Origin of the sequence: Thioclava sp. F42-5 (genome assembly GCF_002213195.1) — a bacterium.
GTDB classification, from domain to species: Bacteria; Pseudomonadota; Alphaproteobacteria; order Rhodobacterales; family Rhodobacteraceae; genus Thioclava; species Thioclava nitratireducens.
In genome coordinates this window covers 142,801-156,610 of record NZ_NBNZ01000004.1, presented here as the reverse complement: position 1 = coordinate 156,610, position 13,810 = coordinate 142,801, and the positions used below count along the sequence as shown (strand labels likewise).

At 63.9% G+C, this 13,810-nt stretch carries 14 protein-coding genes; 3 read left to right on the top strand and 11 right to left on the bottom strand.

Going from position 1 to position 13,810, the window contains the following annotated elements; genetic code table 11:
- Nucleotides 1-23: 23 nt before the first annotated feature.
- The 3 genes from B6V74_RS12360 to B6V74_RS12350 all read left to right on the top strand — a co-directional run bounded on the left by B6V74_RS12360 (nt 24) and on the right by B6V74_RS12350 (nt 2,852).
- Nucleotides 24-896, top strand: coding sequence for a hypothetical protein (locus B6V74_RS12360; RefSeq protein WP_075775892.1), 873 nt, complete (start codon nt 24-26; stop codon nt 894-896).
- Between the two features lie 4 nt (nt 897-900).
- Nucleotides 901-1,401, top strand: a complete 501-nt coding sequence (locus B6V74_RS12355; protein WP_088720376.1) for a prepilin peptidase — start codon at nt 901-903, stop codon at nt 1,399-1,401.
- A 140-nt stretch (nt 1,402-1,541) separates the two neighbouring features.
- Entirely contained in the window at nt 1,542-2,852 is a 1,311-nt protein-coding gene (locus tag B6V74_RS12350) for an ATPase (RefSeq protein WP_088723066.1), read from the top strand.
- Between the two features lie 5 nt (nt 2,853-2,857).
- Here the strand turns inward: B6V74_RS12350 and B6V74_RS12345 are convergent, their stop codons facing one another.
- From B6V74_RS12345 to pal, 11 genes are all read right to left on the bottom strand, one after another.
- Nucleotides 2,858-3,712: a LytTR family DNA-binding domain-containing protein gene (locus B6V74_RS12345; RefSeq protein ID WP_088722939.1), complete on the bottom strand. Its 855-nt coding sequence runs from the start codon at nt 3,710-3,712 to the stop codon at nt 2,858-2,860.
- Between the two features lie 107 nt (nt 3,713-3,819).
- Nucleotides 3,820-4,722 (bottom strand): bifunctional methylenetetrahydrofolate dehydrogenase/methenyltetrahydrofolate cyclohydrolase FolD, encoded by a 903-nt coding sequence (gene folD / locus B6V74_RS12340; RefSeq protein ID WP_075775887.1) that lies wholly within the window; start codon nt 4,720-4,722, stop codon nt 3,820-3,822.
- Between the two features lie 12 nt (nt 4,723-4,734).
- Nucleotides 4,735-5,613 (bottom strand): bifunctional 5,10-methylenetetrahydrofolate dehydrogenase/5,10-methenyltetrahydrofolate cyclohydrolase, encoded by an 879-nt coding sequence (locus B6V74_RS12335; protein ID WP_088720379.1) that lies wholly within the window; start codon nt 5,611-5,613, stop codon nt 4,735-4,737.
- Nucleotides 5,594-5,914: a chorismate mutase gene (locus tag B6V74_RS12330; protein WP_075775885.1), complete on the bottom strand. Its 321-nt coding sequence runs from the start codon at nt 5,912-5,914 to the stop codon at nt 5,594-5,596. The genes B6V74_RS12335 and B6V74_RS12330 overlap by 20 nt, the downstream gene beginning before the upstream one ends.
- A 67-nt stretch (nt 5,915-5,981) precedes the next feature.
- The gene (locus tag B6V74_RS12325) at nt 5,982-7,649 is read right to left on the bottom strand and encodes a formate--tetrahydrofolate ligase (protein ID WP_088722938.1); all 1,668 of its coding nucleotides are present in this window, start codon (nt 7,647-7,649) and stop codon (nt 5,982-5,984) included.
- Between the two features lie 81 nt (nt 7,650-7,730).
- Nucleotides 7,731-8,321, bottom strand: a complete 591-nt coding sequence (locus tag B6V74_RS12320) for a sulfurase (RefSeq protein WP_075775883.1) — start codon at nt 8,319-8,321, stop codon at nt 7,731-7,733.
- Nucleotides 8,321-9,130 carry a methyltransferase domain-containing protein gene (locus B6V74_RS12315; RefSeq protein ID WP_088720382.1) on the bottom strand — a complete coding sequence of 270 codons (810 nt, stop codon included), beginning with the start codon at nt 9,128-9,130 and terminating at the stop codon, nt 8,321-8,323. Before B6V74_RS12315 ends, B6V74_RS12320 begins: the two co-directional genes overlap by 1 nt.
- Nucleotides 9,131-9,148: 18 nt before the next feature.
- Nucleotides 9,149-11,062, bottom strand: a complete 1,914-nt coding sequence (ftsH, locus tag B6V74_RS12310) for an ATP-dependent zinc metalloprotease FtsH (protein ID WP_075775881.1) — start codon at nt 11,060-11,062, stop codon at nt 9,149-9,151.
- 82 nt (nt 11,063-11,144) lie between these two features.
- Nucleotides 11,145-12,368, bottom strand: a complete 1,224-nt coding sequence (gene tilS, locus B6V74_RS12305) for a tRNA lysidine(34) synthetase TilS (RefSeq protein WP_276206155.1) — start codon at nt 12,366-12,368, stop codon at nt 11,145-11,147.
- A gap of 10 nt (nt 12,369-12,378) precedes the next feature.
- Nucleotides 12,379-13,212, bottom strand: coding sequence for a tol-pal system protein YbgF (gene ybgF, locus B6V74_RS12300; RefSeq protein WP_342637091.1), 834 nt, complete (start codon nt 13,210-13,212; stop codon nt 12,379-12,381).
- A gap of 5 nt (nt 13,213-13,217) precedes the next feature.
- Entirely contained in the window at nt 13,218-13,751 is a 534-nt protein-coding gene (gene pal, locus B6V74_RS12295; RefSeq protein WP_075775879.1) for a peptidoglycan-associated lipoprotein Pal, read from the bottom strand.
- Between the last annotated feature and the right edge of the window lie 59 nt (nt 13,752-13,810).

Here is a 13,810-nt window from a genome sequence, read left to right as displayed (position 1 = left end):
CGAGCAAAAAGGACGCAGGTAACATGCGCCACCCGATCTTTCTGGCAGCCTTGGCTGGCTGCGCGATGACCCTCTCTGGCTGTATGGGCAATAACAGCGACGCCGAAGTCGCGCGCGCGATGAAAAGCGTGAATGCCGTCGACGAGACCAACCTCACCGACATCATGCTGACGGTCGCCGACCCGAACGAGGCCGTAACCTATTTCACCCGGCTGTCCAACGACCACCCCGACCGGATCGACGCCAAGCGCGGCCTCGCGAAATCGCTCGTGCGCGCTCAGAAGCCGGTGCAGGCCGTGAAGGTCTGGCAGGAGGTCATCGCCATGCCGGGCGCGACCAATGACGACCGCGTGTCGATGGCCGAGGCGCAGATCCGCTCCAATGACTGGTCCGGAGCGAAGGCGACGCTGGACACCGTGCCGCCGACCCACGAGACCTACGACCGCTACCGGCTTGAGGCGATGGTCGCCGATAGCGAGAAAAAGTGGAAGAAGGCCGACAGCTTCTACGAGACCGCGGCGGGCCTGACCACGAAGCCCGCGGGCATCTACAACAACTGGGGCTTTTCCAAGCTCAGCCGCGGCGATGCGGCGGGGGCCGAGAAACTGTTCAAGGAAGCGCTCACCTACGACCCGACGCGCTTCACCACGAAGAACAACCTCGTACTCGCCCGTGCGAGCCAAGGCAAATACGACCTGCCCGTGATCGACATGACCCAGACTGAGAGGGCGCAATTGCTCTATACGGCGGGTCTCGCGGCGGTGAAGCGCGGCGACGTCAATATCGGCAAGACGCTTCTGCAAGACGCGATCGACACCAATCCGCAATATTTCGCGGAGGCCGACCGGGCGCTGAAGGCGCTCGATCAGGGATCCTCGAGCGCGCTGAAGGGCTGACGGAATGCTCGGTCTTGCTCCGCCTCTGTCGGCGCTGATCTTTCTGGTGCTGATTACCCCGGTTTGCGCCTGGGTGGTCTTTACCGACCTCAAATACATGAAGATCCGCAACAAGGCGGTACTGGCGCTGCTGTTGATCTTTGCGGTGGCGGGGCCGCTCCTGCTGCCGCTCGACGTCTATGGATGGCGTTGGACCCATGCGCTCGTCGTCTTCGCGATCGGCTATATCCTGAACCAGATCGCGCATTTCGGCGCGGGAGACGCGAAATTCGCCGCCGGCGCCGCGCCATTCTTCTCGCATGACCTGTTCGACGTGCAACTGACGATGTTCCTGCTCTGCGCCTTCCTGCTGGCCGCCTTCGCTGCGCATCGCATCTTTCGTGCAATCCCGGCAGTGGTGAACGCGACCCCCGACTGGGTCAGCTGGAAGCGCAAGGACTTCCCGATGGGTTTGGCGCTGGTCGGCACGCTCTGGGCGTATCTGCTGCTCGCGGCCCTCGGCTGATTGTTCGGCCCGCCGATCAGGTATCGCGACGATTACCCTGTTTTTCCAACTTTTGGCCACAATCGCCAGCAAGATTGGCCCGGACCGATCTTCGCCCCGTTTTCGATCAGACGGGACGTATAGCCGAGAGGATGCGCCAGATGAACATGATGACCGCGAATGTCATCGCCCCTATCCCGCCGCGCGCGCTGGAGGAAACGGGGCTAAATGTCGTGGTGATGCGCGACATCCTCCTGAAGACGATGTTCCGCACCAATACGGACACGGCCTCCGCGCTGTCGAAGCTGGTCTGCCTGCCGATTACCATGGTGCAGGAATTGATCGACATGTGCCGCAAGCACGGTCTGCTGGAGGCGATGGGCACGCTGCACGCCAATTCCGGCGGCGAGATGGGATTCCAGCTGTCCGATAGCGGCAAGGCCCGCGCGCTCGATGCGCTCGCACAGTCGGAATATTACGGCGCGATGCCTGTCCCGCTGACGATCTATCGCGAGCAGGTCAAGCGCCAGTCGATCCGCAACATCCAGCTGACCCGCCAGCAGCTTCTGGGCGCGATGGGCCACCTGATCCTGCCGCCCGACCTGATCGGCCAGCTTGGTCCGGCGGTCTCCTCGGGGCGCTCGATCCTGATGTACGGTCCGCCCGGCAATGGCAAATCCTCGATCTCGAACGGTATCCGCGACGCGATCGGCGACAATATCTTCATTCCTCGCGCCATCGAATATGCCGGTCAGATCATCACTGTCTACGACCCGATCGTACATACCCCCGTCCCCGTCGAGGAGGACGATCCCACCGCCCTGCGCAAGCGCGGGATGCAGTTCGATCAGCGCTACGTCTATTGCGAGCGCCCGACCGTGATCACCGGTGGTGAACTGTCGCTCGACATGCTCGATCTGAAATACAACGCGACCGCGCGCACCTATACCGCGCCGCTGCAGTTCAAATCGGCGGGCGGCGTCTTCATCGTGGACGACCTTGGCCGTCAGGCAGAGCCGCCGCAGAAGCTGGTGAACCGCTGGATCGTGCCGCTGGAAGAGAACCGCGATATCCTCTCGCTTCAGTCGGGCGAGAAGTTCGAGGTGCCCTTCGACACGCTGGTGATCTTCTCGACCAACTTCCACCCGAACGATATCTTCGACAAGGCGGCGCTGCGTCGTATCTTCTTCAAGATCAAGATCGACGGGCCGAACCAATCCGACTATCTCAAGATCTTCCAGATGGTGGCGAAGAAGCGGCAGATGCCACTGGATGAGAAAGCGCTGCTGCACTTGCTCAAGGTGAAATATCCCACCATCGACAATGTCTACGCCAATTATCAGCCGATCTTCTTGATCGACCAGATGATCTCGATCTGCGAATTCGAGGGCATCCCCTATCAGATGACACCGGAGCTGGTGGATCGCGCCTGGGACAACATGTTCGTGAAAGACGAGGTGATCGTCCACTGACGGCGCTACTGCGCGGCCATCCGCTCCGCTCCGGAAGGCGGGAAGCCCGCAGCCTCGACGCGCGGCTGGTAGGTGCGCGAGACAGGCACCTCTTCGCCGTCGGACATCTCCAGAAAGACCCGCCCCTTCTCCTTGCGCATCGCGCGCACCGCTTCGCGCGCCACCCAATGCGAGCGATGGACCTGCAGGCCTGGCGCGCCCTCGGTCTCGGCGATCGCATCGGCAAGCCGGATCAGCAGACTGGTCTGCCCGGCCTCGGTGACCACGTCGACATAGTGGTCATTCACCGCAAGCCGGATCAACGGCGCGCGCAAGTCCGGCTCGAGCCGATAGAGCAGACGTGGCGCGGGCCGTGTCGGAGCTTTCTCGGCCGACGGATCGGCCCCGCTCGGCGCTTCTGTCGGATAAGCAGCGGCATGGATCTCACGCGACCGCGTCCGGCGCCCCTGCTCGGGCGCCATCCAGTGCCGCAGGATTGATCCCGCCATCGAGAGGCCAAAGATATATGCGGCCATGTGGAATATCTCGAACCCGCCGAAATTCGGCTTCTCCGCAAGCAGCAGGACGAGCAGGTAAAGCGGCGCGGTCAGCACGAGAGCCGAGAGACCCGCGAGGGTCGGAGCCTCGTATCGGAAACAGCGTAAACCCAACTTGCGCCGCACGAAAATGCGGATTGCCGCGCCTATCAGAATGCCCACGGCGATACTGGTCGGCCAGAAAACCAAGCGTGCGCCGAAGGACATGGATTCGAGAGAGTTGAACGGACCGGCGGCGACGCCGAAAAGCGATGCGACGATCCAGATCACCGGCAGAGCCGGAATCTTCAACGCCCGCCAATATGTCTTCCAGAATCCTGCCATAGCCGCCACGCCTCAATTGACGCTTGGGTAACGCAAGCATCACAGGTCCGACAACGGCAAAGGCCGTTTTCTCCTGTCCAACCTGCGGAAATCCTTACCTACTTTCGTCAGGCAGTCAAACCTTCGGGTTCGGGCAGGTTATTCGCGCGGCAGCAGGCAGTGACCGTGTTGGCCAGCAGGCAGGCGATGGTCATCGGACCGACGCCGCCTGGCACCGGGGTGATCGCGCCGGCGACCTCCTTGGCGCTGTCGAAATCGACATCGCCGACCAGCCGCGTCTTGCCCTCGCCCTTCTCGGGCGCGTCGATCCGGTTTATGCCGACATCGATCACGGTCGCGCCAGGCTTCACCCAGTCGCCCGGGATCATGCGTGGACGGCCCACGGCCGCGACAAGGATATCGGCGCCGCGACAGACATCCGCGAGGTTCTTGGTGCGGCTATGCGCGATGGTGACGGTGCAGCTGTCGCGCAGCAGCAGTTGCGCCATCGGCTTGCCGACGATGTTGGAGCGCCCCACCACGACGGCGTTCAGCCCCGAGAGGCTACCCAGTTGATCGCGCAGCATCATCAGGCAGCCCAGCGGCGTGCAGGGTACCATCGATTTCTGCCCAGTGCCGAGAAGGCCCACATTGAGGATATGGAAGCCGTCGACATCCTTCGCGGGGGTGATCGAATTGATCACCTTCTCCTCGTCGATGTGATCGGGCAGCGGTAGCTGCACGAGGATGCCATGCACCGCCGGATCGGCGTTGAGCTTCTCGACCAGAGCCAGCAGATCGGCCTCGGAGGTCTCGACGGGCAGCTTGTGCTCGTAGGAGTTCATCCCGGCTTCAAGGGTCTGCTTGCCCTTGTTGCGCACATAGACCTGACTGGCCGGGTCTTCGCCCACCAGAACCACCGCGAGACCCGGCGTGATGCCGTGCTCCTCTTGCAGCCGGGTGACATGCTCGGCCACTTTCTCGCGCACGCTCGCTGCGAAGGCCTTCCCGTCGATGATCGTCGCCGTCATTTCATTCCTCCGTCACTCCGCCGCCGCGAAGGTCGCGCGGTAATGGTCCATCTGCATGCGGGTCGCGCGGACCGCGTTGTTCATCAGCGTAGAGACCGTGACCGGCCCCACCCCGCCAGGCACGGGCGTGATCCAGCCCGCCACCTCTGCGCAGCTGTCGAAATCGGCGTCGCCCACGGTGCGCCCCTCGACCCGGTTGATGCCGATATCGATCAGGGCCGCGCCGGGCTTGAGCATTTCGCCGTGCACCAGCCCCGGCTTGCCCACAGCGACGAAAACGGCGTCTGCGGCGCGCGAATGCACCGAGACCTGCCGCGTCATGTGGTGACACACGGTGACGGTGGCGCCGAGCCCCATCATCAGGAAGGCGATCGGCTTGCCGACGATCTCGGAGTGGCCGATCACGCAGACATTGAGCCCTTCGGTCTGGAGCGGCAGGGATTTCAGGATCTCCACCGCCGCGACGGCGGTACAGGGGCCGAGCTCCAGCTCGTTATAGACGATGTTGCCGATCGAGGACGGATGCATCCCCTCCACATCCTTGAGCGGATGCACCGCCTTTTGCAGCGCCTTGACCGGGATATGTGCGGGCAGCGGGCGCTGGATGATGATGCCGTTGACGCGCGGATCGGCGTTCAGCCCGGCCAGCACGCCCTGAAGCTGTTCGAGGCTGATCGTCTCGGGGTAGTTGCGCACCTCGAAGGCCACGCCAGCTTTCTCGGCATATTTCCTCTGGTTGCGCACATAGAGTTCGGCGGCGGCGACGTCACCTACCGAGATCGAGACGAGGCACGGCGCCCAGCCTGCCTCCGAGAGCCGCTGCGCCTCGGCATAGGTCTCGTCCAGCTTGCCCTGCGCAAACGCCTTGCCGTCAATGATCGTGGCGCTCATCGGGATCTCCCTTGCCCAGAACCTGTTCTTCCTGCCCGATGAAATGCTCGATCATCTCGCGCCAGAGGCGGTCGGCGAGATCGGGATCGAGCCCGGCAGGCTCCGCTGCGGCGCGCACCTTCGAGACCACGTCCTCGACCCGGTCGGGGATGCGTGCAGGCCAGCCATTTTCCTGTTTGAGTTCCGCTGCACGGGCGATCAGCCGGGTGCGCGCGGCGAGCATTTCGACCAGCTCCCGGTCGAGCGCATCGATCGCGACGCGCAGCTCTTCCATCGAGTGTAGTTCGGACGGGGTTTTCATCGACAAGGCTCCCGGAACACTTGCGCCCCCTATCGCAGCTTGGCCCAACAAGCTCAAGACCGCGCGCCTAGAACAAACCCGTGATGCGGCAGTCGGCATCAAGGCCGATCGTCTCCGCAGCCGGGTGCCGGGGGAGGCCCGGCATGGTCATGATTTCACCGCAGATCACCACGACGAACCCCGCCCCGGCCGAGAGCCTCACCTCGCGGATCGGCAGCGTATGGCCCGAGGGCGCCCCGCGCAGCGTCGGGTCCGCGCTGAAGGAATACTGCGTCTTGGCCACGCAGATCGGCAGGTTTCCATAGCCCGCGGCTTCCCAATCGCGCAGCTGGTTGAGAATCTTCTGATCGGCATAGACGTCGCTCGCGTGGTAGATGCGCGTGGCAATGGTCTCGATCTTCTCGATCAGCGGCATGTCATCGGGATAGAGCGGCGCGAATTGCGAAGGGCGCTCGGTAAGCGCGACGATCTTCTCGGCCAGCGCCTCGGCTCCGGCGCCGCCTTCCGACCAGTGTGTGCATAGAACCGCCTCCACGCCCTGCGCCTCGGCGGCGGCGCGCACCGCTGCGATCTCGTCCTCGGTATCGGCAGTGAAGCGGTTGATCGCGACCACGACCGGTACGCCGAATTTCTTCATATTCGCGATGTGACGGTTGAGATTAGCGCAGCCCGCCTCGACCGCGGCAACATCCTCCGCGCCAAGATCGGCTTTAGCGACACCGCCATTCATCTTCAGCGCCCTAACCGTCGCCACGACCACAGCAGCACTCGGCGTCAGTCCGGCCTTACGGCATTTGATGTCGAAGAATTTCTCAGCACCCAGATCGGCGCCGAACCCCGCTTCGGTCACGACGTAATCGGCCAGCTTCAGCGCGCTTTGCGTCGCGATCACCGAGTTGCAGCCATGCGCGATATTGGCGAAGGGCCCGCCATGGACGAAAGCGGGAGTGCCCTCCAGCGTCTGCACGAGATTGGGCTGCAGCGCCTCTTTCAACAGCACCGCCATCGCGCCGTCGGCTCCGATCTCGGCGCAGGTCACGGGCGAGCGGTCGCGCCGATAGCCTACGACGATCCGACCGAGCCTCTCCTGCAAATCCGTCAGGTCGCGGCTCAGGCAGAGGCAGGCCATGACCTCGGAGGCGACGGCGATGTCGAAGCCGGTCTGGCGTGGGAAGCCGTTCGCGACGCCGCCGAGGCTGACGACGATGTCGCGCAGCGCCCGGTCGTTCATGTCGAGCACACGCCGCCACGTGATCCGGCGCGCGTCGATCTCGAGCGCGTTGCCCCAATGGATGTGATTGTCGATCATTGCCGCGAGCAGGTTATGCGCCGCGCCGACTGCGTGGAAATCGCCAGTGAAATGGAGGTTCATCGACTCCATCGGCACGACCTGCGCGTAACCGCCCCCTGCGGCCCCACCCTTCATCCCGAAATTCGGGCCGAGCGAGGCTTCGCGCAGGCAGATCGCGGCGCGCTTTCCGATCCGGGACAGCCCGTCGCCCAAGCCCACGGTCGTCGTCGTCTTGCCCTCACCCGCGGGGGTCGGCGAGATCGCTGTGACGAGGATCAGCTTGCCGGTTTCGCGCCCATCCAGCCCAGCGACGAACTCCGCCTCCAGCTTCGCCTTGTCGCGGCCATAGGGGATCAGGGCGTCTTCGGGAATGTCCAGTTTCGCTGCGATTTCCGGCATCGGGCGCAGCGTGGCGGCACGGGCAATATCGAGATCACTGGTCATCTGGTCCTCCTGCTGACGGAGGGTAATCATTTGACGACGCGGCGAAAGGGAAAGAAGCGACCGTTGCGGGATTAAATCGCCTCAGCGGACCTCGTCCATCAGCTCCCAGGCGCGCTGATCGGGGATGTGCAGCCGCAGCGTCTCACCGACCACCAGCCGGCCCGGACGTTCGACCCATGCGGTGACGCCGCGCCGTCCGTGCGCTGCGGGTTTGTAGCGCTTGCCTTTATCGGGATAGTGCTCTTCGATCACCCGGCCCGGCAGGACGCAGGGGCGGTTTTCCATATCGACGACGAGGGTCAGCCCGGTCTCGTTCTGAAGCCGCGCCGAGGGCGGGATATGGGTCAGATCCGGCAAGCCGCGCAGCACGATCGTCGCGCCGACCCAGGACGGATCGATTTCCGGCACGCCCATCGCGAAAGCGGTCTCCGCCAGCTCCTCGGCCGACAGGATCGTCAGCTGGCGGACATTGGCGATCTCGGTGCCCTTGGGATGCTGATCTGTGACCCGCGAACAAGAGGGACGTGTGCGTCCGCCATGCAGTTCTCCCACGGGACCGTCGAAGGTGAATTCGATCTCTTCGACCGGGGTCGAGGTCAGCTGTCCCTCGGTGGTCACCAGCCCGAGCCAGACGACCTCCCCTTGATATTGCGTGGGTTTCAGCGCGGCCATCAGCCCCTCTTTGACAAGACGACAAACAGACGACGGAACGGGAAAAAGACGCTGCCGTCGTCCCGCAAAGGATAAACCGTCTCCAGCGCGGTTTCATAGCGTTCGATGAGAACCTGCGCTTCAGTGTCGCCCAAGAGCCGCAGGAAAGGTCGCATCACCGTGCTTTCCGTAAAGCGGCGGACCGGATGCGCGCCCGGCGTGGGCTCCAGTTCCTGCAGATATTCGGTGTGCCAGATGTCGACCTCGCCGAGGGGGCTGAGCATTTTCGCGTAATCCACCGCCGGAGCCACGGGCGGCACCCAGCCGGCGAAGTTGAAGCGGTCGGGGAACATCTCCTGCGACAGGTCGCGCAGGATGCGATGCGACGGCGCGCCATGCTGGGCGGGCATCTGCACCGCCAGAACGCCGCCCTCGCGCAGCTCTCCGGCCAGACGCGGGAACAGCTTCGCGTGATCGGGCAGCCAATGCAGCGCAGCGTTGGAGAAGATCATCGCGGGCGGCTTGTTGGGCGTCCATTCGGAAATATCAACCAGATCGCAGCGATGATAGGCGCCGGTCGCCGCTGCGCGCTTGAGCATCGCCTCGGAATTGTCGACGCCCACGATCTTACGCTTGGGGTACTGGTGGTTCAGCGTCTCGGCTACCGCGCCATTGCCGCAGCCCAGATCGATGATCTTGCCGCGCTCTGGCAGATGCGGAACCCGCGCCAGAAGGTCGAGTGCCGGACGCAGCCTCAGATTGCGGAACCGCGCATAAGCGTCGGGATCCCAATCGGCTGCGCCCGGCACTGAAGCGTCACGCGTGACCATTCTCGCGAACCTGCGCGATCAGGCCGAAGGCTCGGGGGTGGTTTCCGCCCCGCCGTCGCCCTGATCCTTTTTCTTGGACGTCTTGGGCAGCGCGGTCACCGACGGCAGGCTTCCCGAGGAGCTGTCATCGTCGTCGCCGCCCAGCGGCTCTCCGGAGAGGACCTTCTTGATCTCGTCGCCCGTGAGGGTCTCGTATTCCAGAAGACCCTGCGCCAGACGTTCCCAATCCTCGATCCGCTCGGTGAGGATGCGGCGGGCCTCCTGATAGCCCTCTTCGATCAGGCCCCGCACCTCTTCCTCGATCAGCTCTTTCGTCTTGGTCGAGACCGAGAAGCCAGCGGTGTTGCCCTGATAGCCCTCATGCGCCTCGGCGTAGTCGATATTGCCGACCTTGTCGGACATGCCCCAGCGCATCACCATCGCGCGGGCGATGGCCGACGCCTGCTGAATGTCACCAGCCGGGCCGTTCGAGACATGTTCCTCGCCCCATTTGATGATCTCGGCAGCCTTACCCGCCATCGTCATGGTGATTTTCTGCTTGGCCTCGTCCTTGTGGTAGTTGAGCTTGTCCATCTCGGGCAGCGAGACGACCATACCCAAGGCCTGACCGCGCGGAATGATCGTGGCCTTGTAGACCGGATCGCATTTCGGCAGCGACAGTCCGACGATGGCGTGACCGGCCTCGTGATAGGCGGTCATTTCCTTCTGCTCGGGGGTGAGGACCATCGAGCGGCGCTCGACACCCAGCATCACCTTGTCCTTCGCGTTCTCGAAATCTTCCATCGAGACGAAACGACGCCCGACGCGCGCCGCCATCAGCGCTGCTTCGTTCACGAGGTTCATCAGGTCGGCGCCCGAGAAGCCCGGCGTGCCGCGCGCGATGGTGCGCAGGTCCACATCGGGCCCCACCGGCACTTTGCGCGAGTGAACCGTCAGGATCTTCTCGCGGCCCTTGATATCGGGGTTCGGCACGTGGATCTGGCGATCGAAGCGGCCCGGACGCAGCAGCGCAGGGTCAAGCACGTCTTTCCGGTTCGTCGCCGCGATGATGATGATGCCTTCGTTTGCCTCGAACCCGTCCATCTCGACCAGCAGCTGGTTGAGGGTCTGTTCGCGCTCGTCATTGCCGCCGCCGATGCCGACGCCACGAGCACGGCCCACCGCGTCGATCTCGTCGATGAAGACGATACAGGGCGCGTTCTTCTTGGCCTGTTCGAACATGTCGCGGACACGGGATGCGCCAACACCGACGAACATCTCGACGAAGTCGGAGCCCGAGATGGTGAAGAACGGCACACCCGCCTCGCCCGCAATCGCGCGGGCCAGAAGCGTCTTACCGGTGCCCGGAGGGCCCACCAGCAGCGCGCCTTTCGGGATCTTGCCGCCAAGGCGCGAGAATTTTTGCGGGTTGCGCAGAAATTCGACGATCTCTTCGAGTTCTTCCTTGGCTTCGTCGATGCCCGCCACGTCGTCGAAGGTCACGCGACCATGTTTCTCGGTCAGCAGTTTTGCCTTGGACTTGCCGAAGCCCATCGCGCCGCCTTTGCCGCCGCCCTGCATCCGGTTCATGAAGAAGATCCAGATGCCGATCAGCACGAGGAACGGGAGCCAGACGCCCAGCAGCGACATGAAGCCGGATTGCTGTTGCTTGACGACGCTCACCGCGATGCCCTTGTCGATCAGCTTCTCTGCGATCTGATCTTCCAGAGGCTTGACGGTGGTGAAGCTCGTGCCGTCGGCGAGCTGGTAGCGCACCTCTTCGCCATCGAGGCGGACGTTCTTCACCTCGCCTTTGTTGACGGCGTCCATGAACTCCGAATAGGTCGCTTGGGACGAGTTCATCGAAGATTGCCCATCACCGAAAAGGTTGAACAGGGCCAAAATCAGCAGGAACAGCACCGCCCAAAAGGCCAGATTGCGCGCATTACCCAAGGAATATCCTCCAATCGTATCGGGCGGCTGACCTGCGGTCGCCGCCTCTTCCTCAGTGAAAATAGGCATTACGCGCCCGGGTTCAACGTCGAATTAGCCAAGTGTCGAATGCGTCGCGGCAAATCCGCGCCTGCCAGCCGATCCCGAAGCCTGCGAGCGGTGCCGCGACAAGCGTTTCGCCGCGCCATATGGCCGGGCTTGCGGCAAGCGAGGCACGTGGAAGGCCCGTTTCGCGCCAATCGGGGCATTGGCGTAATCCCGCCTCCCCCAGCGCCGCGACTTCCGTGGCGTCCATGGCGGGCCCGGTGACCTCCCAGCGGTCCCAGGTCGCGGCGCCATCTTCGAGGGTCACGCGCAGATCGGCCACCGCCTGCGCCTCGCGGGTGATGCGTAGCGCGCCCTTGGCGGTGGTGATACGGCAACCGTGCAGGGTGCGGTCGCCTTGCCGGGGCAACTCCGCCAGCAGGGTCTGCACCTTCGCGGCGCGTGGCGCGTAATCCGCGCCAGAGATCCAGCGCAGCGCTGCCACGATCAGGCGACGTTGCAACTCCGGATCCATCACGGAAAAGCCCGTCGCGTCGATCAGCAGATCTCCCGATTGCTCGGAGACATGGCGCTCGACCTCCGCCATCAGCAGTCGATGCAGCGCAGCGTTGGCCGACGCAAGGTTTGTCGTCACCCCGGCAATCGCCTGCGCATCGACACCCAAAGATTTCAGCGTGCCAAGCGCCTGTCGCGCCTTCACCCGGTCGAAGCGTTCATTTTCGTTGGACGGATCGTCGACCCATGCGATGCCCTGCCTGCGCAGGTAATCGCGCAACGCCTCTCGTGTCTGGGTCAGAAACGGGCGGTGCCATGTCACCCCCTCGGCCTCGAAGCGTGGGCGCATGCCTGACAGCCCCTCCAGCCCCGCCTCGCGCGCGAGCCGCATCAGAAAGGTCTCTGCCTGATCGTCGGCAGTATGCCCAAGTGCGACATGACTGATCCCGGTCGAGCCCGCCCATGCGCCGATCAGCCCAAGGCGCGCCCGGCGCGCGGCGTCCATCAGGTTACCTTCGGCGCTGGCTCCGTCCCAGCGCAGGATCGTGTGCGAAATACCCCGATCTGCGCAGAACCGCCCGACAAATGCGGCTTCCTCGGCAGCCTCGGCGCGCAGCCCGTGATCCACCGTCACCGCGGCGACCTCGAAATGCGCAGCCAACAGCGCGAGCGTCGCCATCGAATCCGAACCCCCGGAAACGGCAACCCCGACGCGCCGGGGCGCATCGGGGTCAAAACCGTGTCTTGCGATGTCGTCCAGCGTCACCGGAGAACGCTCACTGGCATCCCAGCGATTGCTGCGCGCTCTGCGCCTCGCCCGCCGCCGACGAACCCGGGAAGCGTGCGCTCACCTGACCCAGCGTAGTGCAGGCCTCGCTCTGCTGTCCGAGCTGCCCCAGCGCCTTGCCGAGCGACAGCAGGTTATCCGCGGCGCGCGAGCCTTTCGGGTCGGCGGAGAACCCGTCGAGCCATGCCCGCGCAGCGCCCGCCTCATCACCTTGCTTTTGCAGTGCGAGACCGCGATAATACATCGCGTCGCTGGTCAGCGGGGAACCGGGATAGGTCTGCCGGAAGGTCGTGAGAAGATCGGCCGCAGAGGCGTAATCGCCATCCTCATAGGCCTTCTTGCCCGCCTCGAAATCCGATTTCTCGTTGATCGCAAGATCGGGTCCGGGCGTGGAATCCGGAGCCGGACCCGTGACCGACGCACCGGTGTTCGGCGCTTCGCCTCCCAGCGGCTCTGTCTTGCCAAGCTTCGAAATGTCGCAATTCTCTTCCATTTCGCAGACCCGGAAGTTCAGATCGCCGATCCGCTTCGTGCCGTCGGCGACGACGCGGTTGATCTTGTTTTCCAGCTCCTCGACGCGGTCGGTCATATGCGACAGCGACAGCTCCATCGAATCCATCCGCTGCAGAGCGGAATCGCCGCCCGCCTTCTGCAGACCGGCTTGACCAGAGGATTTCAGTTCCTGGCGCAGGCTACCGATCTCGGTCTGAAGCTGTCCCAGTTCGGTCTTGATGTCAGCCAGCGTCTGGGCGCGGTTCGCGTCCTGAGCCAGCGCGGGCGCGGCTGCCAGAACAGCCGCACCGAGAAGCAAAGCTCTCAGCATCGCGATCAGCTCCCGACCGCCGATTGCGAGATCACCGTCACGGCGCGACGGTTCTTCTGGTAGCACTCTTCGGTCGAGCAGACTGCCAGCGGACGTTCTTTACCGTAGGAGACCGTGCGCAGACGGTTGCCGGCCACGCCTTGGCTGATCAGGTATTCCTGCACCGCAGAGGCACGACGCGCCCCAAGCGCGAGGTTATATTCGCGGGTGCCCTGCTCGTCGGCATGGCCTTCGATGATCGCGGTGTAGCTCGGGTGGCTCACCAGCCAGCTCGCCTGTTGGCTCAGGATGCCGCGCGCGGTGTCGGTCAGCGTCGACTGGTCGACTTGGAAATGCACCATGTCGCCGATGGTCTGGCTGAAATAGGCCGGCGAGTTCGGATCGTTGATCCCGCCTTGGCTGACGCCGCCCATGCCAGCGCCGCCCGGGCCGAGCGCGCCGCCGGGACCGGTCGCACCGGAGCCGTATTGATCGGGGTTCGAACAGGCCGCGAGGCCCAGCATCGAGATGGCCAACACGGCCTTCACTGCAAATTTCATTGGTTCCGCCTTTGTTGATCTGCCCATTGCGGGCGAGCCTATCAGTTTCTCTAACGCTT

Coding starts and splice junctions, on each gene's coding strand:
- B6V74_RS12330 (WP_075775885.1), bottom strand. CDS start 5,914: ATGAAAACCCCGTCCGAACTACACTCGATGGAAGAGCTGCGCGTCGCG.
- pal (WP_075775879.1), bottom strand. CDS start 13,751: ATGAAATTTGCAGTGAAGGCCGTGTTGGCCATCTCGATGCTGGGCCTC.
- B6V74_RS12325 (WP_088722938.1), bottom strand. CDS start 7,649: ATGACCAGTGATCTCGATATTGCCCGTGCCGCCACGCTGCGCCCGATG.
- B6V74_RS12315 (WP_088720382.1), bottom strand. CDS start 9,130: ATGGTCACGCGTGACGCTTCAGTGCCGGGCGCAGCCGATTGGGATCCC.
- B6V74_RS12360 (WP_075775892.1), top strand. CDS start 24: ATGCGCCACCCGATCTTTCTGGCAGCCTTGGCTGGCTGCGCGATGACC.
- B6V74_RS12345 (WP_088722939.1), bottom strand. CDS start 3,712: ATGGCAGGATTCTGGAAGACATATTGGCGGGCGTTGAAGATTCCGGCT.
- ybgF (WP_342637091.1), bottom strand. CDS start 13,212: ATGCTGAGAGCTTTGCTTCTCGGTGCGGCTGTTCTGGCAGCCGCGCCC.
- B6V74_RS12335 (WP_088720379.1), bottom strand. CDS start 5,613: ATGAGCGCCACGATCATTGACGGCAAGGCGTTTGCGCAGGGCAAGCTG.
- folD (WP_075775887.1), bottom strand. CDS start 4,722: ATGACGGCGACGATCATCGACGGGAAGGCCTTCGCAGCGAGCGTGCGC.
- B6V74_RS12350 (WP_088723066.1), top strand. CDS start 1,542: ATGAACATGATGACCGCGAATGTCATCGCCCCTATCCCGCCGCGCGCG.
- B6V74_RS12355 (WP_088720376.1), top strand. CDS start 901: ATGCTCGGTCTTGCTCCGCCTCTGTCGGCGCTGATCTTTCTGGTGCTG.
- B6V74_RS12320 (WP_075775883.1), bottom strand. CDS start 8,321: ATGGCCGCGCTGAAACCCACGCAATATCAAGGGGAGGTCGTCTGGCTC.